General features: G+C 71.2%; 20 protein-coding genes and 1 tRNA gene. 7 read left to right on the top strand and 14 right to left on the bottom strand.

What is annotated here, in order from left to right; genetic code table 11:
* Both ACWDS7_RS30860 and ACWDS7_RS30855 read right to left on the bottom strand, forming a co-directional pair.
* A partial coding sequence (locus ACWDS7_RS30860; protein ID WP_451932127.1) for an ROK family protein occupies positions 1-819 on the bottom strand: 819 nt, incomplete at its 3' end.
* A complete protein-coding gene (locus ACWDS7_RS30855) occupies positions 820-2,016 on the bottom strand; it encodes an FIST signal transduction protein (RefSeq protein WP_306875518.1) in 1,197 nt (398 codons plus the stop codon).
* Positions 2,017-2,171: 155 nt separating this feature from the next.
* Between ACWDS7_RS30855 and ACWDS7_RS30850 the strand changes: the two genes are divergently transcribed.
* Both ACWDS7_RS30850 and ACWDS7_RS30845 read left to right on the top strand, forming a co-directional pair.
* Entirely contained in the window at positions 2,172-3,569 is a 1,398-nt protein-coding gene (locus tag ACWDS7_RS30850; RefSeq protein ID WP_306863791.1) for a sigma 54-interacting transcriptional regulator, read from the top strand.
* Positions 3,570-3,578: 9 nt separating this feature from the next.
* Positions 3,579-5,525, top strand: coding sequence for a vWA domain-containing protein (locus ACWDS7_RS30845; protein WP_451932126.1), 1,947 nt, complete (start codon positions 3,579-3,581; stop codon positions 5,523-5,525).
* Between the two features lie 188 nt (positions 5,526-5,713).
* On the opposite strand, the gene ACWDS7_RS30840 is transcribed toward ACWDS7_RS30845, so the two are convergent.
* Entirely contained in the window at positions 5,714-6,136 is a 423-nt protein-coding gene (locus tag ACWDS7_RS30840; RefSeq protein WP_306863786.1) for a DUF6292 family protein, read from the bottom strand.
* A gap of 480 nt (positions 6,137-6,616) precedes the next feature.
* On the opposite strand from ACWDS7_RS30840, the gene ACWDS7_RS30835 reads away from it, so the two are divergent.
* Positions 6,617-7,042: a hypothetical protein gene (locus tag ACWDS7_RS30835; RefSeq protein WP_306863784.1), complete on the top strand. Its 426-nt coding sequence runs from the start codon at positions 6,617-6,619 to the stop codon at positions 7,040-7,042.
* 191 nt (positions 7,043-7,233) lie between these two features.
* Here ACWDS7_RS30835 and ACWDS7_RS30830 read toward each other — a convergent pair whose 3' ends face one another.
* Entirely contained in the window at positions 7,234-8,373 is a 1,140-nt protein-coding gene (locus tag ACWDS7_RS30830) for a cystathionine gamma-synthase (protein ID WP_451932125.1), read from the bottom strand.
* A gap of 235 nt (positions 8,374-8,608) precedes the next feature.
* A complete protein-coding gene (locus ACWDS7_RS30825) occupies positions 8,609-8,821 on the bottom strand; it encodes a hypothetical protein (protein ID WP_306863781.1) in 213 nt (70 codons plus the stop codon).
* Between the two features lie 137 nt (positions 8,822-8,958).
* On the opposite strand from ACWDS7_RS30825, the gene ACWDS7_RS30820 reads away from it, so the two are divergent.
* Positions 8,959-10,182, top strand: coding sequence for a sensor histidine kinase (locus tag ACWDS7_RS30820; RefSeq protein WP_451932124.1), 1,224 nt, complete (start codon positions 8,959-8,961; stop codon positions 10,180-10,182).
* Here the strand turns inward: ACWDS7_RS30820 and ACWDS7_RS30815 are convergent, their stop codons facing one another.
* A complete protein-coding gene (locus tag ACWDS7_RS30815; protein ID WP_451932123.1) occupies positions 10,183-11,553 on the bottom strand; it encodes a cystathionine beta-synthase in 1,371 nt (456 codons plus the stop codon).
* A 133-nt stretch (positions 11,554-11,686) separates the two neighbouring features.
* Between ACWDS7_RS30815 and ACWDS7_RS30810 the strand changes: the two genes are divergently transcribed.
* From ACWDS7_RS30810 to ACWDS7_RS30800, 3 genes are all read left to right on the top strand, one after another.
* Positions 11,687-12,661 carry an SGNH/GDSL hydrolase family protein gene (locus tag ACWDS7_RS30810; protein ID WP_451932122.1) on the top strand — a complete coding sequence of 325 codons (975 nt, stop codon included), beginning with the start codon at positions 11,687-11,689 and terminating at the stop codon, positions 12,659-12,661.
* A 54-nt stretch (positions 12,662-12,715) separates the two neighbouring features.
* Positions 12,716-14,065: an outer membrane protein assembly factor BamB family protein gene (locus ACWDS7_RS30805; protein WP_451932121.1), complete on the top strand. Its 1,350-nt coding sequence runs from the start codon at positions 12,716-12,718 to the stop codon at positions 14,063-14,065.
* Positions 14,066-14,306: 241 nt separating this feature from the next.
* The gene (locus ACWDS7_RS30800; protein ID WP_306863769.1) at positions 14,307-15,527 is read left to right on the top strand and encodes an acetyl-CoA C-acetyltransferase; all 1,221 of its coding nucleotides are present in this window, start codon (positions 14,307-14,309) and stop codon (positions 15,525-15,527) included.
* Here the strand turns inward: ACWDS7_RS30800 and ACWDS7_RS30795 are convergent, their stop codons facing one another.
* From ACWDS7_RS30795 to ACWDS7_RS30760, 8 genes are all read right to left on the bottom strand, one after another.
* Positions 15,528-15,938 carry a PPOX class F420-dependent oxidoreductase gene (locus ACWDS7_RS30795; protein WP_306863761.1) on the bottom strand — a complete coding sequence of 137 codons (411 nt, stop codon included), beginning with the start codon at positions 15,936-15,938 and terminating at the stop codon, positions 15,528-15,530.
* Between the two features lie 113 nt (positions 15,939-16,051).
* Positions 16,052-16,279: a DUF4287 domain-containing protein gene (locus tag ACWDS7_RS30790; protein ID WP_306875516.1), complete on the bottom strand. Its 228-nt coding sequence runs from the start codon at positions 16,277-16,279 to the stop codon at positions 16,052-16,054.
* A gap of 212 nt (positions 16,280-16,491) precedes the next feature.
* Positions 16,492-17,277, bottom strand: a complete 786-nt coding sequence (locus ACWDS7_RS30785) for a Bax inhibitor-1/YccA family protein (protein ID WP_451932120.1) — start codon at positions 17,275-17,277, stop codon at positions 16,492-16,494.
* A gap of 304 nt (positions 17,278-17,581) precedes the next feature.
* Positions 17,582-17,654 (bottom strand) — tRNA-Leu (locus tag ACWDS7_RS30780).
* A gap of 170 nt (positions 17,655-17,824) precedes the next feature.
* The gene (locus ACWDS7_RS30775; protein ID WP_451932119.1) at positions 17,825-18,352 is read right to left on the bottom strand and encodes a peptide deformylase; all 528 of its coding nucleotides are present in this window, start codon (positions 18,350-18,352) and stop codon (positions 17,825-17,827) included.
* Between the two features lie 154 nt (positions 18,353-18,506).
* Positions 18,507-19,004 carry a glycine cleavage system protein R gene (locus tag ACWDS7_RS30770; protein WP_451932118.1) on the bottom strand — a complete coding sequence of 166 codons (498 nt, stop codon included), beginning with the start codon at positions 19,002-19,004 and terminating at the stop codon, positions 18,507-18,509.
* Positions 19,005-19,110: 106 nt separating this feature from the next.
* Positions 19,111-20,427, bottom strand: a complete 1,317-nt coding sequence (locus ACWDS7_RS30765; protein ID WP_306863750.1) for an NAD(P)/FAD-dependent oxidoreductase — start codon at positions 20,425-20,427, stop codon at positions 19,111-19,113.
* Between the two features lie 171 nt (positions 20,428-20,598).
* The gene (locus ACWDS7_RS30760; protein WP_306863748.1) at positions 20,599-21,396 is read right to left on the bottom strand and encodes a uracil-DNA glycosylase; all 798 of its coding nucleotides are present in this window, start codon (positions 21,394-21,396) and stop codon (positions 20,599-20,601) included.
* Between the last annotated feature and the right edge of the window lie 223 nt (positions 21,397-21,619).

Genomic DNA, 21,619 nt, shown 5'->3' with positions numbered 1-21,619 from the left:
GAGGGCGCCGCTGAACCGAGGGAACAGCCGGTAGTCGAACCGTTCGTGCAGCACCTGGAGGTCGTCGGGGGTGGCACCGAAGGCGGTGAGCCGGGTGACGATGTCGCGGAGGCTGTTTTCCCGGTCGAAGTACAGGACGTTGATCGGTTCGCGGCGGATGTCGCCGAGACAGGACCGGCCGGTGATGGCGCACCAGATCCAGTACAGGGTGAAGATGCTCTTGCCGACTTTGCCGTCGCCGACGAGGGCGGCCTCCTCCAGGCAGCCACGGCCGCCGCAGCCGCAGACCGGCCCGCCGGGGTCGACCACGATGTGCCCGATGTGCCCGGCGTTGCCGCTGGCGCCGTCGATCAGCCGGCCGCCCAGGATCAGCCCGCCGCCCACTCCCGTGGACACGACCATGCCGAGCATGTTGGCGCTGCCCCGCCCCGCACCCCGCCAGTGCTCGGCGGCGGCCAGGCAGACGGCGTCGTTGTGGACGCGCACCGGCACACCGGGGAAGCGCTCGGCGAGCCGGGCCCGCAGCGGGAAGCCCCGCCACCCCGGCATGTTCAGCGGGGAGACGGCTCCCTCCGGCCAGGCCATCGGGCCGCCGCAGCCGATCCCGACGCCGGTGAGCGCGCCGTCGGACAGGCCGTCGGCCGCGGAGCCGGCCAGCACGGAGTCGATCAGCTCGCCGAGCGCCTTCCACAGGGTCCGCTCGTCGCCGCCCGGCGGCGTCGCCGCCCGGCGGGTGGCCCGCACGTTCCCCTCGGGGTCCACCAGGGCGACGGCGAACTTCGTCCCGCCGATGTCGACGGCAAGCACCGATCCGGACATCTAACGATCATATGGCCGGCCCACGGCCGGGTGGGAGGAGAAGACCAGGACGGAGGCGGTGAACCCGTGCACATGGTTGTGCCCGCTGACCGGGCCGACCTCCCCGGCCGCGAAGAACCCGGCCACGCTGATCGGGCCGAGGGTGTCGCGGAGGGCGACCGCGTCGTGGTCGGCGCTGCCGAACATGGCCGAGCCCCGGCCGTTGCAGGAGAACAGCAGGGCGCCGTCCACCCGGCCGAACTCCTCGCGGTGGGCGTCGAGCAGCTCGTAGAGGTCCTCGTCGGCGGTGGCCGCGTCGCGGACCTGGAAGCGGACGGTGCGGCCGATCTCGACGACGTCGCCGATGGCCACCGCCTCCCTCTCGGGGTCGATCCCGAGCACTCCCCTGATCAGGAAGTCGCCGCGCTCGTGCCGCTCGGCGTATTCGTCCATGGCGACGCCGATCTGCAGGCCCGAGGCGACCAGGTCCCGCTCGTCCTCGTCCAGCGCGCTGACGATCTCCTCCAGCCTGGCCAGAGCCGGCTGGCCGGCGAGTTCGAGGAGCAGGTTGTCCTCGACGGCGGTGACGGCCATCGTCGGGCCGATCGGGCGGCACCCCTGGCTGACCACGGTGCTGATGTTGACGGGGCCGCTGAGCAGCACCCCGACGGCGCCCTCGGTGTATACCTCCCCGTCGGCGAACAGCCGCACCGCGCCCCGGCCGCGCAGGGCGTTGGCCAGCCCGCCGATCAGCGGGAGGTTGCCCAGCACCTCCTTGGAGCGCTCGACGAACCCGTCGGTGGGGAAGCTGTAGGGGTCGGTGAACAGGATCGCCGCGTGGTCGTCGGGGTGGCGCTCCGGCAGGCCGACCACGACGAAACGGTCCTCGGTCCGTAACGTGTCCAGCGCGAAGGTCGTCAGCCGGGCGCCCGCCAGGGTGGCGGCCCAGACGCTCACCGAGGGGGTCACCTCGACTCCCTGGCCGTCACCGATCACCCCCGTGGCGCTGCAGCCGAGCACCGAGGCGTCGGGGGTCATGTCCATCACGCGCAGTCCCGCGCGGGAGACCTCGTCTGGATCCTCGCCGCAGATGAAGAAGCAGACCAGGTCAGGGGGTGCGGTCAGACCCGCCAGGGCCTGACGCACCGCGGTCTCGGCGGCGGTGACCAGGTCGGCCCCCACCGCGAGACCATCGGCGAAACGACTTGTCAAAAGCACCACTCGTCTCGCCTCTCCTTCTTTTCCGAAGCCTTGTCTTGGTGCGATTCTCCCCACTGTGGGAACAAGCACGCGCACCGAACGTCACTCAATGGCAAGATCCGAAACCGGGATAAGAGTGCCGGTTTCGGCGCCGGGGACGTAGGCTCGATCCCGTGCCTCAAATCCCAGAGCCACGTACTCTGCGCGAGCTACGCGCGAGCGGCCATATCCACCGTACGGTAAAGGCCGAGATCCGCGAGAACCTCCTGGTCCGCCTCAGGGCGGGGGAGACGCGGTTCCCCGGCATCGTGGGCTTCGACGACACCGTCCTGCCCCATCTGGAACGGGCCCTGCTCGCCGGGCACGACCTGGTCCTGCTGGGCGAGCGCGGCCAGGGCAAGACCCGGCTCATCCGCACCGTCACCGGCCTGCTCGACGAGTGGACCCCGGTCGTCGACGGCTGCGAGATCAACGACCACCCCTACGAGCCCTCCTGTGTCCGCTGCCGCCGGCTGGCCGACGAGACGGGAGAGGACCTGCCGATCTCCTGGAAGCACCGGGACGAGCGCTACGGCGAGAAGCTCGCCACCCCCGACACCTCCGTCGGCGACCTGATCGGCGACATCGACCCGATCAAGATTGCTGAGGGGCGCACGCTCGGCGACCCGGAGACCGTCCACTACGGCCTGGTCCCGCGGAGCAACCGGGGCGTCTTCTCGGTCAACGAGCTGCCCGACCTGGCCGAGCGGATCCAGGTGTCGCTGCTCAACGTGCTGGAGGAGCGCGATATCCAGGTCCGGGGCTACAACCTGCGGCTCCCGCTGGACATCCTGCTGATCGCCAGCGCCAACCCGGAGGACTACACCAACCGCGGCCGGATCATCACCCCGCTGAAGGACCGCTTCGGCGCCGAGATCCGCACCCACTACCCGCTGTCGATCGAGGCCGAGCTCACGCTCATCCGCCAGGAGGCGGCGCTCGGCCAGGTGGGCGCCGACCTTCCCGACCACCTCGTCGAGGTGATCGCCCGGTTCACCCGGCTGGTGCGCGAGTCCACCGCGGTGGACGCGCGTTCCGGGGTGTCGGCCCGCTTCTCCATCGCCGCGGCCGAGACCGCCGCGGCCTCCGCCGTACGGCGGGCGGCCCTGACCGGCGAGGAGCACGCGGTCACCCGCGTGGCCGACCTGCCGGGCATCGTCCACACGCTCCGCGGCAAGGTGGAGTTCGAGGTCAGCGAGGAGGGCCGGGAGACCGAGGTCCTCGCCCACCTGCTCCGCCGGGCCGTGGCCGAGACGTTCCGGGGCACGCTCGGGGGCGCGGACCTGACCGCGCTGCTGGAGAGGTTCGCCGAGGGCGTCCAGGTCGAGTCCGGCCCCATGGTCCCCGCCGCCGAGCTGCTGCGCAGGATCGGCCCGGTGCCCGGTCTGGCCAAGATCATGTCAAGGCTCGGCATCGGCGACGAGTCCCCCGGGCACGCCGCGGCCGCGCTGGAGTTCGCCCTGGAGGGCCTCTATCTCCTGCGCCGCCTGTCCAAGGACGAAGTGGACGGCACGGCGGTCTACCGCACCTGAGGTGTCAGCATGAGCTATCGCTATGGCGAATACCGGGACGGGCCCGACCCGCTCGCCCCGCCGTACGACGTCCGTTCGGCGCTCGACCAGATGGGCGACGCCGTCCTGGCCGGCTCCAACCCCGGCCACGCCCTGCGGGACCTGCTCAAGCAGGGTCTGCCGGGCGCGCAGGACCGGCGCGGGCTCGACGACCTGCTCCGCGAGGTACGGCGGCGCCGCCGCGAGCTGCGCGAGCGCGGCCGGCTCGACGGCACCCTCGAACGGGCCAGGGCGCTGCTGGACAAGGCGATCGGCCAGGAGCGGAGCGAGCTGTTCCCCGACCCGTCGGACGAGGCCCGGCTGCGCGAGTCGGAGCTCGACGGCCTCCCGGACGACCCCGCCAGCGCCATCCAGGAGCTGAGCGGCTACGAATGGCGTTCGGCCGCCGCCCGGCAGACCTTCGAGGAGCTGCGCGACCTGCTGCGCAGGGAGGTGCTCGACAGCCAGTTCCGCGGCATGCGGGAGGCGCTGGCCAACCCCGACCCCGCCGCGATGGAGCGGGTCCGGCAGATGATGTCCGCGCTGAACGACATGCTCGACCGGGACGCGCGGGGCGAGCACACGCAGGCCGACTTCGAGGAGTTCATGGCGGACTACGGGGACATGTTCCCGGAGTCGCCGCGGAACCTGGAGGAGCTGGTCGACATCCTCGCGCGACGGGCCGCCGCCACCCAGCGCCTGCTGGCCTCGCTCACCCCCCGCCAGCGCGAGGAGCTCAACGCGCTGATCAACCAGACGCTGGAGCAGGCCGGGATGGGCGAGCAGATGCGCCGCCTGGGCGAGTCCCTCTACTCCCGCCGCCCCGACCTCGCCTGGAACACCCCGGAGCGGCTGACCGGCGACGACCCGATGGGGATGGGCGACGCGGTGACCGCGCTGGACGAGCTCGCCGACCTGACCCAGCTGGAGGCCGCGCTCCGCCAGGACTATCCCGGCGCCCGGCTGGACGACATCGACGAGGCGGCGATCCGCCGCGCGCTGGGCCGTTCGGCCGTCGACGACCTGGAGGCGCTCCGGCAGATCGAGCGGGAGCTCGAGCAGCAGGGCTACCTGCGCCGCCAGCGCGGGAAGCTGGAGCTCACCCCCAAGGCGGTCCGCCGTCTCGGCGAGACCGCCCTGCGCCGCGTCTTCGCCTCACTCGACTCCGGCCGCCGCGGCGACCACGACCAGGTGGACGCCGGCGCCGCCGGGGAGCTCACCGGCGCCTCCCGGCCCTGGCGGTTCGGCGACGAGCAGCCCATCGACGTGGTGCGCACGGTGGTCAACGGCGTACGGCGCGGCGGGGGCGGCGGCACGGTCACCCTGTCCGTCGACGACTTCGAGGTGGCCGAGACCGAGAGGCGCACGGCCGCGGCGGTGTGCCTGCTGGTGGACCTGTCCTACTCGATGGCCCTGCGCGGCACCTGGGCGGCGGCCAAGCAGACCGCGATGGCCCTGCAGGCACTGGTCAGCTCGAAGTTCCCGCAAGACTCGGTGCAGATCATCGGCTTCTCCAACTACGCCCGCGTCCTCCAGCCCGACGAGCTCGCCGGGCTGGAGTGGGACATGGTCCAGGGCACGAACCTGCACCACGCCCTGCTGATCGCGGGCCGCCACCTCGACCGCCACCCCGACTTCGAGCCGGTGGTGCTTGTGGTCACCGACGGCGAGCCCACCGCCCACCTGCGGCGCAACGGCTCGGCGGCCTTCGAGTGGCCCCCCACCCAGGAGACGCTGGAGCTGACGCTCGCCGAGGTCGACAAGATGACCCGGCGCAGGGCGACGCTCAACGTGTTCATGCTCGCCGAGGACGAGCGTCTGAAGGATTTCGTCAACGAGGTCGCCCGGCGCAACGGCGGCCGGGTGTTCTCCTCCGGCGCCGACCGCCTGGGCGAGTATGTCGTCAGCGACTTCCTGCGGACCCGCCGCACCCGCTGACCACGGGAGCGGCGGCTACGGGCCGGACCGTACGCGCGGGACCGGCCACGCCGACCGCGAGAGGGCCGGCCGCGCGTGGCCGTACGCGCTGATCGCGTGCCGGCCGCGGGCGGACCGCTCGGCGGCGGCTCAGGAGCGGGAGAGGGCGCTGCGGGTCTCCCCGGCGGGGACGCCGCCGCGGGCCCGGCTCACGCGTCGGCGTAGGCGAGGTAGCCGTTGAGCGCGAGGTCGAAGCCGTCGCGGTAGTGGCGGTAGGAGCGGTAGCAGGGCCGCCAGGCCGTGCTGTTGCCCACGCCCGCCCGGGCGTCGGCGACGGCGGAGGGGACCCGCTCCGGACGGAGCAGCAGGCCGCCGCCGAGATAGCGGCCCTCGGCGAGCACCGTGCAGGTCTCGCGGTCACCGGAGACATAACGGCCGCGGCGCCAGCCGCTCTCCTCGTCCCACACCAGCGCCTCACCGCCGGCCAGGAGGATCGTGACGGTGCGCGGGTCGCAGGGACCCTCCCACCAGTCGACGGCCTCGGCGCCCAGCGCCTCGACGACACGGCTCGCGTAGAGAGCCGGCTGCCTCAGCCACTCGTCGGTGTATGGCTCGACATGTTTCACACCCACAGTGGGCACTCCCTTGTGCCGTCGTGCACGGTCCGTTCCGGCGCCCGCCCGGCACGGCCGCGACCTCACCGCCGACGACCTCATCACACAGGAACAGGCTCGCCAGTGATCCTACTCACTCCACCGGGATGCTCAGGGCCGAAATGCGAAGATCTACCGTCGCACGACGGCTGAAACGGGACCATCCGAAAATGTGACCTCTCCGTGACAACCACTTCTCCGCCCGCTCGGTCTTTACTCAACGATGGCGCTCGCCATCAGGGAACAGAAGTGAGGTTGTCCGATGGTCACGGCGATTCTCGTGGCGCTGATGCTCATCGCCTGCGTCTGCTACGAGCTGTGCGCGGTCTCCCGCACCCGCGACAGGCGGGACGCCTTCAGGACGGAGTGACCCCGCGTCCCCGTCCCAAGACCGGCGACATCCGGAGAACTCCCGCGCGCCATACCCATGCGAGATCATCGAGGGCTAATGTCTGGCGCATGACAGACCTGCTGCTCTGGCTGCACATCGGTTTCGCGATCTTCGCTCTGGGGCCGGTCACCGCCGCCACCATGTCCACGCCCAGGTTCATCCGCGCCAAGGACGTCAACGTCCTGCGCTACCTGCACAAGACCACGCGCGTCTACGCCATCGCGGCCATCGGCGTGTTCGTGTTCGGCCTGCTGCTGGGCCGCGAGTTCCTGGGCAAACCCTACTTGTCGGTCTCCATGACGCTCTTCATCGTCGCCGCGGTGCTCCTGGTCCTCGTGGACCGGGACCAGCTCGCCGCCATCCGGGTCCTCAGCGCGGAGAACCCGGGTGACGACGCGAAGATGCAGACCGGCCGGATCGCCGCGTTCTCCGGCGTGGTGGCACTGATCTGGCTGGTCATCCTGGCGCTGATGGTCTGGGGCGACCCGTACTGATCGGGGCGCCTCAGACCCACCGGCCCCGCGCCGGGCCGGGGCGGCCCGTACCCGCCGCCCCGGCCCGACGCCGTCCAACCCGGCACCTTCCGGCCCACCGGCCACCAGCCGTACCGGTCTGAGCCGTACCGGCCTTACTGGCCTGTGCCTTACTGGCCTGTGCCGTAACTGGCCTGAGAGGCCGGGTACGGCTAGCCCAGCGCCTGGCTCAGGTCGGCGAGCAGGTCGTCGATCGACTCGATGCCGACCGACAGGCGGACCAGGTCACCGGGGACCTCCAGCGGCGAGCCCGCCGCGGAGGCGTGGGTCATCCGGCCGGGGTGCTCGATCAGCGACTCGACGCCGCCGAGCGACTCGCCCAGGGTGAAAAGCTTGGCCCGGTTGCACACCTCGACCGCCTCGGCCTCTCCTCCGGAGACCCGGAAGGAGACCATGCCGCCGAAACGCTTCATCTGCTTGGCCGCGACCTCGTGACCGGGGTGGTCGGGCAGCCCCGGGTAGAGCACCGAGGTCACCCGCGGGTGGGCCAGCAGGAGGTCGACCACCCGCTCGGCGTTGTCGGAGTGCCGGTCCATCCGCACCCCGAGCGTCTTGAGACCGCGCAGCGTCAGCCACGCGTCGAAGGGCCCGGCCACCGCGCCCATCGCGTTCTGGTGGAAGGCGAGCTCGGCGCCCAGCTCGGCGTCGGCCGTGACGAGCGCGCCGCCGACCACGTCGGAATGGCCGCCCACGTATTTGGTGGTGGAGTGCACCACGATGTCCGCGCCCAGCGACAGCGGCTGCTGAAGGTAGGGCGAGGCGAAGGTGTTGTCGACCACCAGCAGCGCGCCGTTGTCGTGCGCGAGCTCGGCCAGGGCCGCGATGTCGGCGATGCCGAGCAGCGGGTTGGTGGGCGTCTCCACCCATACGATCTTGGTCTTCTGGGTCATGGCGGCCGCGACCGCGCTCAGGTTGCCGAGCGGCGCCGGGTCGTAGCGCAGGCCCCAGCGCGCGTGCACCTTGGAGAACAGCCGGTAGGTGCCGCCGTAGGCGTCGTTCGGGATGATGACGTGGTCATCCGGCTTGCAGACCGTGCGGAGCACGGCGTCCTCGGCCGCCAGGCCGGAGGCGAAGGCCAGGCCCCTGGTGCCGCCCTCGACGGCGGCCATGGCCTCTTCCAGGGCGGTCCTGGTCGGGTTGGCCGACCGGCTGTATTCGTACCCGGCGCGCAGCCCGCCCACGCCGTCCTGCTTGTACGTCGACACTGCATAGATCGGCGGGACGACCGCCCCCGTGTGGGGCTCGGCCTCCTGACCTGCGTGGATGGCAAGCGTCTCGAATCCTTCACTCATACCGCCAACGCTACTCGTAAAACCGCCTGCGCCATGCGGCAGCATGAGGGGGCCGCGGTGCCGGACGGCCACCGATCAGGCCGCCCGGGGTTCGCGGTTGTCCGCTCCAGCCGGACGGCCACCGACCGGACCGCCCGGGACTCGCTGTTCTCCGCTCCGGCCGGACGGCCCGCCGTACAGACCGCTCCGGCCGGACGGCCCGCCGTACGGGCCGGACCGGGCGGCGGTCCACCGGTCAGGCCGCCTGGGGCTCGCGGCTGTCCACCAGGCGCGGCCGCAGCCGCACGACCTCTCCGCCGGCGGCCACCTGCGGGACCTGGATGTGGCGGCCGCTGGCGCCCTCGGCGGGCTCCCCGTTGATGCGCGACAGCAGGACGGGGTCCGCGAGTGCCAGAGACACCACGACCACGAGTCCGGCGGCCAGCAACATGATCCCGATGACGGTCATTTCCCTCTCCCCTTCGACACCTCAAGCATCGGTGGCGGGCCCCCCGCCCCGCCTCCGCTGAAGGGCCGGTCCGGGGGCGGACGGGTCGGCCGAACGGTTGATATGTCATTCAGCCGGGAGGCTTAGGCTCGTGGGTCGTGGGTGAAACACATCGCGTCGTTTACTGGATCCAGCGGCTCAGCGAGTTCGCGCTCATCGGGTGGCTCTCGCTGCTGCTCATGGTCGACCTCGCGGCGGCGGTGTCGGACGGCGGCTGGGCGATGTGGCTGAGCCCGCTGTGCGGCCTCGCCGGCATCCTGGCCGTGCTGTGGCGCCGCACGAGGCGGGTCGGCGGGTTCGTCGCCGTCCTGGTGCTGTCGCTCACCTGCACCCTGGTCATCGGGGCCACCGGCGGCCGCGGGTTCCCGGGGGTGGCCGAGACGGGATCGCTGCTGATCCTGACCATCGGCGGGCTGCGCTGGATCGAGCCGATCAGGCGGGCCGCGCTGTTCTCCGTCGCCTCGATGATCGTGCTGGAGACGGCGGCGGGGCGGACGAACCATGGCAACGAGTCCGTGGCCGCCGGTTTCCTCATCTTCGTCGGCTGGTCCGTCGCCGCCGCGGTCGGCGCCTACCTCCGCTTCCAACTGGAGCGGCGCAGGGAGGCGGTGAACTCCGTACGGCGGGCCGAACGCCTGGAGCTCGCCAGGGAGCTGCACGACCTGGTCGCCCACCACATCACCGGGATCGTCGTCCAGGCGCAGGCGGCCAAGGTCGTCGCCGAGCAGAAGCCGGAGGCCGTGGTCCCCTCGCTGGAGGCGATCGCCAACGCCGGCGCCGACGCGCTCACCTCGATGCGCCGCCTGGTGAGCGTGCTGCGGGCGGAGGACGAGGCCGCCCGTTCCCCCGGCAGCAGGCTCGTCGACATGCGCACGCTGGTGGAGCGCTTCTCCGCCGGCGGCCCCCGGGTCGCCTTCGACATCGGCCAGGGCATCGACGACGAGACCCTGGCCCCGGAGGTGATGACCACCCTCCACCGGGTCCTGCAGGAGTCGCTCACCAACGTCCGGCGGCACGCCCCGGGCACCGGCTGGGTGGAGGCGGACCTGCGGCTGATCGCCGCCCCCGACGGGCCGGCCGGACCCGGCCGGCGCTCCCCGAACGGCAGGCCGGATCCGCGGATCCGGCCGGGCCGCGTGACGGGCACGGTGCGACTGCGCGTGCGCAACTACGGCTCGGCCTCCGACACCAGGGTCTCCCGGCTGGGCGGCGGGTTCGGCCTGGTGGGCATGGCCGAGCGCGTCGAGGCGCTCGGCGGCCGCCTGGTCGCCGGCCCCACCCCCGAGGGAGCCTGGGAGGTGCTGGCGGAGTTTCCCGTCTGACTAGTGGTTGGCGAGGAAGGCCAGCAGGTCCTGCCGGGTGAGCAGCCCGACGGGCTTGCCGTCGTCGAGGACGACCGCGGCGTCGGCCTTCTCCAGCGCCTCGACCGCCATGGAGACCGGCTCGCCCGCGCCGATCATCGGCAGCGGCTGGGACATGTGGCCGGCCAGCGGGTCGTTGGGCCGCACCCGGCCGCGGGAGAGGGCGGCGAGCAGGTCGCGCTCCAGGATCGAGCCGACCACCTCGGCGGCCATGACCGGCGGCTCCTCCTTCATCACCGGGAGCTGCGACACGCCGTACTCCCGCATGATGGAGATGGCCGTGTCCACCGACTCGTGCGGGTGGGTGTGCACGAACTCCGGCATGCCCGAGCCCTTGCGGGTCAGCACGTCCTTGACCAGGCCCTCGTCGCTGGAGGTGGTCAGGAAGCCGTAGTCGGCCATCCAGTCGTCGTTGAAGATCTTCGACAGGTAGCCCCGGCCGCCGTCGGGCAGCAGCACCACGACCACGTCGTCCGGCCCGGCCTGCTTGGCCACGCGCAGCGCCGCGACCGCCGCCATGCCGCAGGACCCGCCCACCAGCAGCGCCTCCTCGCGGGCCAGGCGGCGGGTCATGCCGAAGGAGTCCTTGTCGGAGACGGCGATGATCTCGTCGCAGATCGTGGTGTCGTAGGTGGCCGGCCAGATGTCCTCGCCGACCCCCTCCACCAGGTAGGGCCGTCCGGTGCCGCCGGAGTAGACCGAGCCCTCCGGATCGGCGCCGATGATCTTCACCCGGCCGCCGGAGACCTCCTTGAGGTAGCGGCCGGTGCCGCTGATCGTGCCGCCCGTGCCGACGCCAGCCACGAAGTGGGTGATCCGGCCCTCGGTCTGCTCCCAGATCTCCGGGCCGGTGGAGTGGTAGTGGCTGTCGGGGTTGTTCTGGTTGGAGTACTGGTCCGGCTTCCAGGCGTTCGGCGTGTCCCTGGCCAGCCGGTCGGAGACGGAGTAGTAGGAGTCGGGGTGGTCGGGCGAGACCGCCGTCGGGCAGACCACGACCTCGGCACCGTAGGCGCGCAGGACCGCGATCTTGTCCTGGGCGACCTTGTCGGGCACCACGAACAGGCACTTGTAGCCCCGCTGCTGCGCGACGATGGCCAGGCCGACCCCCGTGTTGCCCGACGTGGGCTCCACGATCGTGCCCCCGGGGCGCAGCTCGCCCGATTTCTCCGCGGCGTCGATCATCCGCACCGCGATCCGGTCTTTCACCGAGCCGCCCGGGTTGAAATACTCCACCTTGGCCAGCACCTGGGCCGGCAGCCCCGCCGACACATTGTGCAGCCGGACGAGTGGAGTGTTGCCCATCAGCTCCACGAGTGAATCATGTACGCGCACCGGGTGATCACCTCGAAATACCAAAGCTCTGTCAGCTTGTTGTGTTGGGCGCCGAGATCCCCTGGGGGTGGGTGGGGCTCGGCTAGTTTCAAGGCAACGCTACCGCCGCGCCGCATCGAGGGAGCAACACCACGTGACCTGGACACCGGGGGCGGCGCGGGCCGCCCGGCGCATAGCGGCCGCAGCGGCCGTGGGCGGTGGCGGGCTCACCGCGCTCGGAGTGGCCACCTACGGTGTGCTGCTCGCCGAGGCGCTGGTGGCCCGCCGGATCGTCGGCCGCCCGCACGGCATGGAGGGACCGCCGTCGGACGGGCTCTACGGCGACTTCCCGGGCGAGCCGATCCGGATGGTCATGCTCGGCGACTCCACCTCGGTCGGCCTGGGCACCACCGACCCCGCGGAGACCCCGGCCGTGCTGATCGCCTCGGGGCTGGCCGTCGTCGCCGAGCGGCCGGTGCGGCTGACCGTGGTCGGCAAGTCGGGCGCGGCCTCCGCCGAGCTGGGCGAGCAGGTGGACCAGGCGCTCGAGGCCGACCCCGAGATAGCGGTGATCTTCATCGGCGCCAACGACGTCACCACCCAGACGCTGCCCGCGCAGGCCGTACGGCATCTGCAGAAGGCCGTGCGGCGGCTGCGCGAGGCGGGGGCCGAGGTCGTCGTGGGCACCTGTCCCGACCTCGGCACGGTCCGGCCGATCGTGCAGCCGCTGCGCTGGGTGACCCGGCGCTGGAGCCGCCAGCTCGCCGCCGCGCAGACGGTCGCCGTGGTCGAGGCGGGCGGGCGGACGGTGGCCTTCGCGGACCTGCTGGGGGCGGAATTCGATGCAAACCCAGCCGAAATGTTCGGACCGGATCGTTTCCATCCATCTGTCCAAGGTTATCTACAGGTTGCTTACGCGGTGCTACCTTCTGTAGGCAGTGCGTTGGGACTGTGGCCCGAACCACGGGTCCGGCGCAGTGAGTCGATCTACCTCGCGGCGGCTATGGCCGCGGAGGAACCCGGCACCGAGGTCTCCGCGACCCGCGTCGCCGGCCGAGCAACCGGACCCCACGGACGGTGGGTGACGATGTTCCGCCGGAGGCCAGGGGCGCCGCCTCACGACGCCTGAACCCGGTTACCCTCCGCGGCGAAGTCGTGACCCTCTCGCCGACCTTGGAGTGGAATGCCCGTGATCTGGCCTCACGCGAAACCGGCCCTGGTGCTCGCCGGAGCTCTGGCCCTGGCCGGCTGCTCCGGCAGTGAAGCGGCCACACCGGCCCATCCCACCTGGCACAACACCGAGGTGAACGCGGTCAGCCGCACCACCGCCGCCGGCGGGGTCGCCATGACGACCTCCATGAGGCCCGACGGCGCCCTGGAGACGGTGGCCGTCGACCTCGCCTCGGGCAAGAAGCTGTGGGCCCACCCCGCGACCATGGCGGGCCGTCTGCCGGGGATGGGGATCCCGGCGCCGGCGATCGTCGAGACCGGGCCGGGCCAGGCCGTCGCGGTGGCGATCGACCCCGCCAGGCGGGGCCGCTGGAACGCCACGCTCATCGCCCGTGACGCGAGGACCGGCGCGCAGAAGTGGACCCGCCCGGTGCACTCCACGTTCGGGCCGCAGCGGTGCGGGGCGTTCGTGTGCCTGTCGGAGCAGACCGCCCTCGCCACGGCCCGGGTCGTCGTGCTCGACCCCGCCACCGGCCGGCTGATGTGGAAGCTCCCCGGCATCGCCGAGGTCGAGTGGTCCGACGCCTCCCGCGTGGTCCTCCTGCGCCTGGCCCAGCACCCCGTCCTGGAGTCCTACGACCTGAAGACCGGGAAGGCCGGCTGGCGGCTCCCCGTCGAGCAGCCCCTCGGCGCCGGGGTCGACATGTCGGGCGGCTGGTCGTTCGGCGCGACGGCCGACAACCTCATCGGCTACGTCGCCCCCTACACCCACCCGGAGACGGAGAAGGTCTCCGCCTTCGGCCTGTTCTCCGTCAAGCTCGCCGACGGCACGGTCAACTGGATCCGCCCCTCGGTGGTGCGCGTCTACCCCAGCGGCAGCCCCGGCTACGCACCGGTGGTCCGCCCGGTCGACCAGCAGGGCCAGTACGGCGGTTTCGCCCGGCTCGACGCCGAGAGCGGCCGGGTCCTCGGCCAGATCCCCGCCACCCAGGTCCCCGACTCGGGCTGGTGGCTGGCCTTCCCCGCCCGGATGGACAGGCTCGGCTTCCTCAAGCACGGCAGGCCGGGCAGCGCCTTCGACCTGGCCACCGGCCAGAACGCCGAGGTCAAGGACGCGCGGGGCTGGTCCTTCTGCGTCACCGACCCCAAACCCCTCGCCCTCAAGGGCCAGAACCCGGGCTTCTACTCGGTCGCCTCGCTGTGCGAGTTCGAGCTGGCCGACGGCAGGAAGGTCGCGGGCTCCGGCGCCCCGCCGGCCTGGTTCACCGGCAGCCAGGACGGCTGGCGGACGTGGCGTGACGAGCGGGGTGGCCTGCACGGGATCAAGGACGGCACCGGCACCGCGCCGGGCATGTACGGCTGACGCACGGAGCGGGTACCGGCACCGCGCCGGGCATGTAAGGCTGACGCGCGGAGCAGACACGGCCGGCACACTCCGGGCCGGCCCGGCCGGGGCGGCGCTCCCCGTGACGGGTCCCATCTCCGGGCGGGGCCCCGGTGCGCGCCGTACAAAGTTCTGTTTCATCCCGCCCCGGGGCGTGGCATCCGAGCTACCGCGCGGTAACCTCCGCATGAGGAGCGACCAACGAACCCAGGAGAGCCACATGCCCGAGGCAGTCATCGTCGCGACCGCGCGCTCGCCGATCGGACGCGCCTTCAAGGGGTCCCTCAAGGACATCCGCCCCGACGATCTGACCGTGCAGATGATCAAGGCCGCGCTGGCCAAGGTCCCGCAGCTCGACCCGGCCACCATCGACGACCTGATGCTGGGCTGCGGCCTGCCGGGCGGGGAGCAGGGATTCAACATGGCCCGCGTGGTCTCCACCCTGCTCGGGCTGGACACCGTGCCCGGCACCACCATCACCCGCTACTGCTCGTCCTCGCTGCAGACCACCAGGATGGCCCTGCACGCGATCAGGGCGGGCGAGGGCGACGTGTTCGTCTCGGCGGGCGTGGAGTGCGTCTCCCGCTTCGCCACGGGCAACTCCGACTCGCTGCCCGACACACAGAACACGCTGTTCGACGAGGCCCGCGCCCGTTCGGCCAGGGCCGCCGAGGGCGGCGGCGGCGTCTGGCACGACCCGCGCGAGGACGGCGCGGTGCCCGACGTCTACATCGCGATGGGCCAGACCGCGGAGAACCTGGCCGGGCTCAAGGGCGTCTCCCGCCAGGAGCAGGACGAGTTCGGCGTCCGGTCCCAGAACCTGGCCGAGAAGGCCATCGCCAACGGCTTCTGGGAGAGCGACATCACCCCGGTCACCCTGCCCGACGGGACCGTGGTCAGCAAGGACGACGGCCCTCGCGCGGGCACCACCTACGAGGCGGTCTCGCAGCTCAAGCCGGTCTTCCGCCCGGACGGGACGGTCACCGCCGGCAACTGCTGCGCGCTGAACGACGGCGCCGCCGCGGTGATCGTGATGAGCGACACCAGGGCCGCCGAACTCGGCATCACCCCGCTCGCCCGGATCGTCTCCACCGGCGTGACCGGCCTGTCACCCGAGATCATGGGCCTGGGCCCGGTCGAGGCCTCCAAGCAGGCCCTGGCCCGGGCGGGCATGTCCATCGGCGACGTGGACCTCGTCGAGATCAACGAGGCTTTCGCCGCCCAGGTCATCCCGTCCTACCAGGACCTCGGCATCGACCTCGACCGGCTCAACGTCAACGGCGGCGCCATCGCGGTGGGCCACCCGTTCGGCATGACCGGTGCCCGGATCACCTCCACGCTGATCAACAGCCTCCGGTTCCACGACAGGTCGATCGGTCTGGAGACCATGTGCGTGGGCGGCGGCCAGGGCATGGCCATGGTCCTGGAGCGCCTCAGCTAGTCACCCGTGGACGTCGGGACCGGCACGGGTGATCTCGATCCTCAGGATCACCCGCCTGTCCCGCTCCATGGCCCTGCGGTAGTCGTCCCAGTCGGGGTGCTCGCCGGAGATGTCACGGTAGTAACTGACCAGGGGTTCCATCGCCTCGGGCAGCGAGACGATCTCCGCGGTGCCCTCGATCTGGATCCACTCGCCGTAGAAGGCGTCGGTCGTCACGCAGAGCGCCACCTGGGGGTCCCTGCGGAGGTTACGGACCTTCGCCGCGGTCTCCCTGGTGCTGACGATCACGTGCCCCTCGGCGTCGACCCCTACGGTGACCGGGGACATCTGCGGCCGCCCGTCGGCGTGCCGGGTCAGCAGAACCGCGTGATGGTTGTCGCGGATGAAGTTACGTGCCTTGTCGAGATCCATGGCACCATCATGCACGCTCACCCACGCGAAGATCAGGTATGTGGAGGCCGTGCTCGCGCGTGCGAGGACCCGCGCCGCTGGACGGGGCGCGGGCCCTTCAGAAGGTAGGCGGCTTACAAGTGACGGCTGCGGCGGTGGCGCTCGTGCTCGTGCACGATGGCGGCGGCGTAGCCATGGGTCAGCCCGTGCTCGTCGGCGAGCCAGTTGGCACGCTCGTCGCAGCGCAGGAAAGACGGGCCGTTGTCGATAGCCTGGAACCACTCTGGGAGTGCGCGTCCCGTGATGTCCGGGACCCTTGCGATCAGCTTGCTCTGCGTCTCCATCGAGTGGTTCAACGACATGGGCACCTCCACGGATAGGGCTCCTTTGCTCGACAGTGCATCACGAGTCCGCAGATAGCAAGCCCTCACTAGCTGGTCATCGGTGATGATTCGTCGCTCATTGGTGGCTTCTCGTTCACCGGCGTTCCCATCCTGAGCAAGAAGAAACCCCCGCCTCCTGAGCAAGAAGAAACCCCCGCCGGAGACACTCCGACGGGGGCTCTCGCCTACGCTCAGTCGCTGCTGGAGAAGTAGCTCAGCAGACGGAGGATCTCCAGGTAGATCCAGACCAGGGTGACCGTCAGGCCGAAGGCCATCAGCCAGGAGTATTTCTCCGGGGCGCCGGCGCGCACGCCCTGCTCGACCGAGTCGAAGTCGAGCAGCAGGAAGAAGCACCCGACGAGGATCGCGGCGATGCTGAACACGTAGGCCAGGGCGCCGCCGGAGCGGATGCCGATGCCGTCGGCGATGAAGAAGGTCGCGACCCAGTTGACGAGCATGAGCCCCATCAGGCCCAGGCCCGCCGCCACGACGAACTTGGTGAACTTCGGCGTGACACGGACGATGCGCAGCGAATACACGACGAGTGTGGCGGCGAAGGCGAGGGCCGTGCCGACCACCGCCTGGAAGACGATGCCGCTGAACCGGTCGTTGTAGATGTGGCTGGCCACACCGACGGCGACACCGTAGGAGACCGCGTAACCGAGGATCAGCGCCGGGTTCATGCTCTGTTTGAACGAGATGATCAGACCGAGCACCAGGCCGACGAGCACGCCGGCGATCATCGCGCCGATGCCGAGGTTGAGCGCCCAGGCCACGGCGGCCGAGACGGTCAGGGTGCCCAGGGTGATGAAGCCGCGCACCACCACGTCGTCGATCGTCATGGTCCGCTGTGCGGGGGGTGCGTACGCCGGCCTGTCGTACATGCCCTGAAGCTGGTCAGGGGTGGGGGTCGGCGATCCCCACGACTGCTGGTACCCCTTGGACTGCCGACTGAATACGGGGTTCTTACTCTCCATCGCTGCCTCCACGCTGCGACCTACGCGATCAGCGTATTAGATCGGTTGTCACACGGCCGTATCGTGTTGATATCCATGTCTGCCTGATCCATGTGGCCGTACGGCTACCGCCGAATGATCCAACGAACGGCCTGTCCGCCGGGTTCCCACCTCTCGCACCGCAATCGCCGCCCGTCCGTCGGGCCGGCCCAGGGGTGGTCAGCCCCTCCGGCGGGCGGCCGCCCGAGCGGCCCGGGGAGATCGGTGCACGGACAGGCCCGTGCCCATATCCGGTCACGGGCCTGAACCAGCTGATAACCGTCAGTGCCCCCGGAGGGACTCGAACCCTCACTCGAACCCTTTTAAGGGGTTTGCCTCTGCCGTTGGGCTACGGGGACGCCGTAATCATACGTAACGGACCACTCATCCGAGGAGCACAACTTCGTATCAGGCGTCACACGGATCATGTCCCGCGGCCCGCCTCTCAGGCCCCGGAGGCGACGGCGGAACGGGCGGACGGGATACCGTTTTAAGCCATAAAAACCTTAATAACCGCATAACACGCTTGTCATCCACTTCTGGCCTGCTCCACCATCGGCCCCATACGGTGGACCGCCCATGAATGGACGAGGCGGTCGAGGAACAGCACACCGTCGAGATGGTCGAGCTGGTGCTGGATGCAGCGGGCCTCGAAGGCGTCGGCGTCGACGGTGACGGGAGCGCCGCTGCCGGGGCGTTCGCCCCGGACGGTGATGCGGGTGGCCCGCAGGACGTCCCCGGCCAGGCCGGGCACGGACCGACACCCCTCGCGAGTGGGCTCCCATCGGGAGGCGGCCACCAGGCGGGGGTTGGCCATGACCAGCTCCCCCGCGCAGGAGCGGGCCCCGGGGTGGAGGGAGACGTCGACGGAGAGCAGCCGCCAGCCCAGCCCTATCTGCGGCGCGGCCAGGCCCGTGCAGTGCCGCACCCGGCGCATGGTGGCCAGGAGGTCGGCCGCCGCGGAGACGACCAGGGGGTCGGCGGGGTCGACGGGGAGCGCCTGGGCGGTCAGCACGGGGTGCGGGGCGATGATCAGCTCCCGGGCGGTGCCGGTCATGCCCCTGCGCCGCCCCGCCGTACGGCGCCGCCGTCCCCGGCCCGCACAGCGCCGCGGTCCCCACCCCGCCGTACGGCGCCGCCGTCCCCGGCCTGCCGTACGGCGCCGCCGCCTCCCGCCGCGCGGGGGCACCCGGCACAGCGCCTCCGGCCCGTCACAGCACCTCCGACTCGGCGGGGCGGAAGGCCATCCGGGAGCCGAGGTCGGCGGCCACCGCGGCCAGACGGCACATCAGGTCGGCCACGTCCACCGCCTCCGGCAGCCGCACGTCCGCGACCAGGACGTACAGCCGGCCGCAGAGGCGGGTCGTCATCCCGGTGATGTCGCCGCCGGCGCCGGCGAGCACCGCGCTGACCGCGGAGATGACGCCGGGACGGTCGGGGCCGTGGAGGGTGAGGACGTAGCCGAGACCCTCCGGGGCACGGTCGAGGTCACGGCGGGACTCGACCCCGGTCACGGTGACGGCCATCCCGGGGAAGGCCGAGGGCGGTGGCAGCCGGCCGGAGACCAGCATCATCATCGCGACGTGGCCGCCGAGCAGCGCCACCGCCGATTCCTCGACGTTCGCCCCGCACCCGGCGAGCACCGCGGTCACCTCGGCGATCGTTCCCGGTCTGTCCACTCCCAGCACGGTGATCGCAGACAAGCCCACCCCCGGCCCCCTCCCGGCTCGGGCTGGGGCTCAAGGGGCGAGCATGACGGTCAGCAACAGACCCTGACGAGGACCCAGCGGTTTCCCACCTGCGGGCGCCCGGGACTCAGGTCGTCGCCGCCTCGCGGAACTCCGTGCGCGGAGCCTCGATCTCTCCGAGCGAGACGGTCTCCCGCTTGAAGAACAGCGCCAGGGTCCAGTCCGCCATCACACGGACCTTGCGGTTGAGAGTAGGCACCCGCGACAGATGGTAGGTGCGGTGCATGAACCACGCAGCCAATCCGCGAAGCTTGACCCCGTAGACGTTGGCGACGCCCTTGTGGAGGCCCAGACCGGCGACCGATCCGACGTACTTGTGCCGGTAGTCGACCAGTTCCTGCCCGTGGAGGCGGCGGGTGATGTTGTCGGCGAGGACCTTGGCCTGCCGTACGGCGTGCTGGGCGTTGGGCGCGCAGTACTGGCCGGGGTTGGTCATGTCGGGCACCCCGGCCACGTCTCCGGCGGAGAAGGCGTCCTCGACCCCGGCCACCGTCAGGCGGGTGGTCGTCTTGATCCGGCCGCGCTCGTCCAACGGCAGGTCACCGGCGTTGACGACGGGGCTGGGCTTCACGCCGGCGGTCCACACGATGGTCGCCGACTCGAACTCCTCCCCGTCGGAGAGCTTGACCAGACCGCCCTCACAGGACTCCAGCCGGGTGTTCATCTTGACCTCGATGCCGCGCTCGCGGAGCTGCTCGGCGGTCCACTTGCCCATCTCGGGGCCGACCTCGGGGAGGATGCGGTCGGTCGCCTCGACGAGGATCCAGCGCATGTCCTTGCGGGAGACGGTGCGGTAGTAGCGGACGGCGTCGACGGCCATGTCCTCCAGCTCGGCGAGCGCCTCGACGCCCGCGAAGCCGCCACCGATCACGACGAACGTCAGCGCCCGGCGGCGCAGGGCGTCGTTGTCGTCGGACTCGGCCCGGTCGAGGAGCTCGAGCACCCGGTTGCGGAGCGCGATCGACTCGCCGACCGTCTTGAAGCCGATCGCGGCGTCGGCGAGGCCGGGGATGGGGAGCGTGCGGGAGATCGAGCCGGCCGCCATGACGACGATGTCGTAGCCGATCTCGTGCGGCGTGCCGACGTTCGGCGCGAAGGTGAGCGACTTGTCCGCGTGGTTGACCTTGGAGACCTTGCCGTTGAGGATCGTCGCCTTCTTGAGAACCCGGCGGAGCGGGACCACCACGTGCCGGGGCGAGAGGTTTCCCGCCGCCGCCTCGGGGAGGAAGGGCTGGTAGGTCATGTGGGATTCGGGGGTGAGGACAGTGATGCGAACGCTGCCGTCGCGCAGTTCCTTGCGGAGCGTGTGCTGCAGACGCAGCACGGTGTAGAGACCGACGTAGCCCCCACCGACGACCACGATGTGCTTGGAGTTGCGGTTCACTTCGGCGCCATCCTTAGGTCCAAGGCTTTGTGAAAGCTTTCACAAGCATACGTCCGCCTCCGGGGTCGCGCCATGCACCCCTCGGGCAATTTGCGCGAAACTTTCCCGAATCAGGGGAAACAGTCTCCCTTCTCCCCAAAAAACCGGCCAAGATTCTCTTTGTGATCGAGTTCACAAGCTACGTAGGACGTTTGCCCTGGTGAAGAGCTGGTCAAGCATCTCGGCGGTCACCCGGCCGGTGAAAGTGTTCTGCTGGCTCGGGTGGTAGCACCCGAGAAGACGGGCCGGGGTCCCGTTACGGGTGATCTCCACCTCGGCGCCGTGCCCGAAGGGCGGCCTCGGGCGCGGCAGGTCGTATCCGGCCTCCTTCAACGCGGGCCAGACCGCCTGCCAGGCGAAGCCTCCCAGCGCCACCACCACCCGCACGCTGTCGGCGACCAGCGCCACCTCCCGGCTCAGCCAGGGGAAGCAGGCGGCCCGCTCCGACGGCTCGGGCTTGTTGGCCGGCGGAGCGCACCGGACGGCCGCCACCATGCGCGCGCCGATGAGCCGCTGCCCGTCGCCGGCGTGGACGCTGGTCTCCTGCGCGGCCAGGCCCGTCCGGTGGAGCGAGGCGAACAGCCAGTCCCCGCTGCGGTCGCCGGTGAAGATGCGGCCGGTGCGGTTGCCCCCGTGCGCGGCGGGGGCCAGGCCGACGATGAGGACCTCCGGCCGCTCCTCACCCCACCCCGCGATGGGCCGTCCCCAGTAGGTCTCCGCGGCGAACGCCCGCCGCTTGACGGCCGCGACCTCCTCGCGCCACTCCACCAGGCGCGGGCAGGCCCGGCAGACCGACTGCCGGGCGGTGAGTTCGGCGAGCGTACGGCTCGCTCCCGCGAGCGCGCTCACCTCCGAGGGGTCATGGGCGACGGGGGTGTCCGGCCGCGCGGGGTCGTCCGGCCAGCCGGATCCGGGAGGAACACAGGTCATGCCCTCGATGGTGCCCGATCCGAGCAGGCCGATCGACCGGAAGGGTCATCCGGGGAGCCGGGAGAGACGGAGAACCCGGAGAAGACCGGAGGGAGACGGAGAGCGGGAAAGGAGGGGACACGGAGAGGTGGAGAGCGGGAAAACAGAGAGGCGGGGGGCCCGGCGGGGGGGGGCGCGCGCCACAAAATGAGAGAGGGAGAGAAGAGCAGGGGGGGGGAGGGGA

This window comes from Streptosporangium sp. NPDC003464, assembly GCF_053588315.1.
Note: the sequence above shows the minus strand (reverse complement) of the source record. Positions and strands in the feature narration are given on the sequence as shown.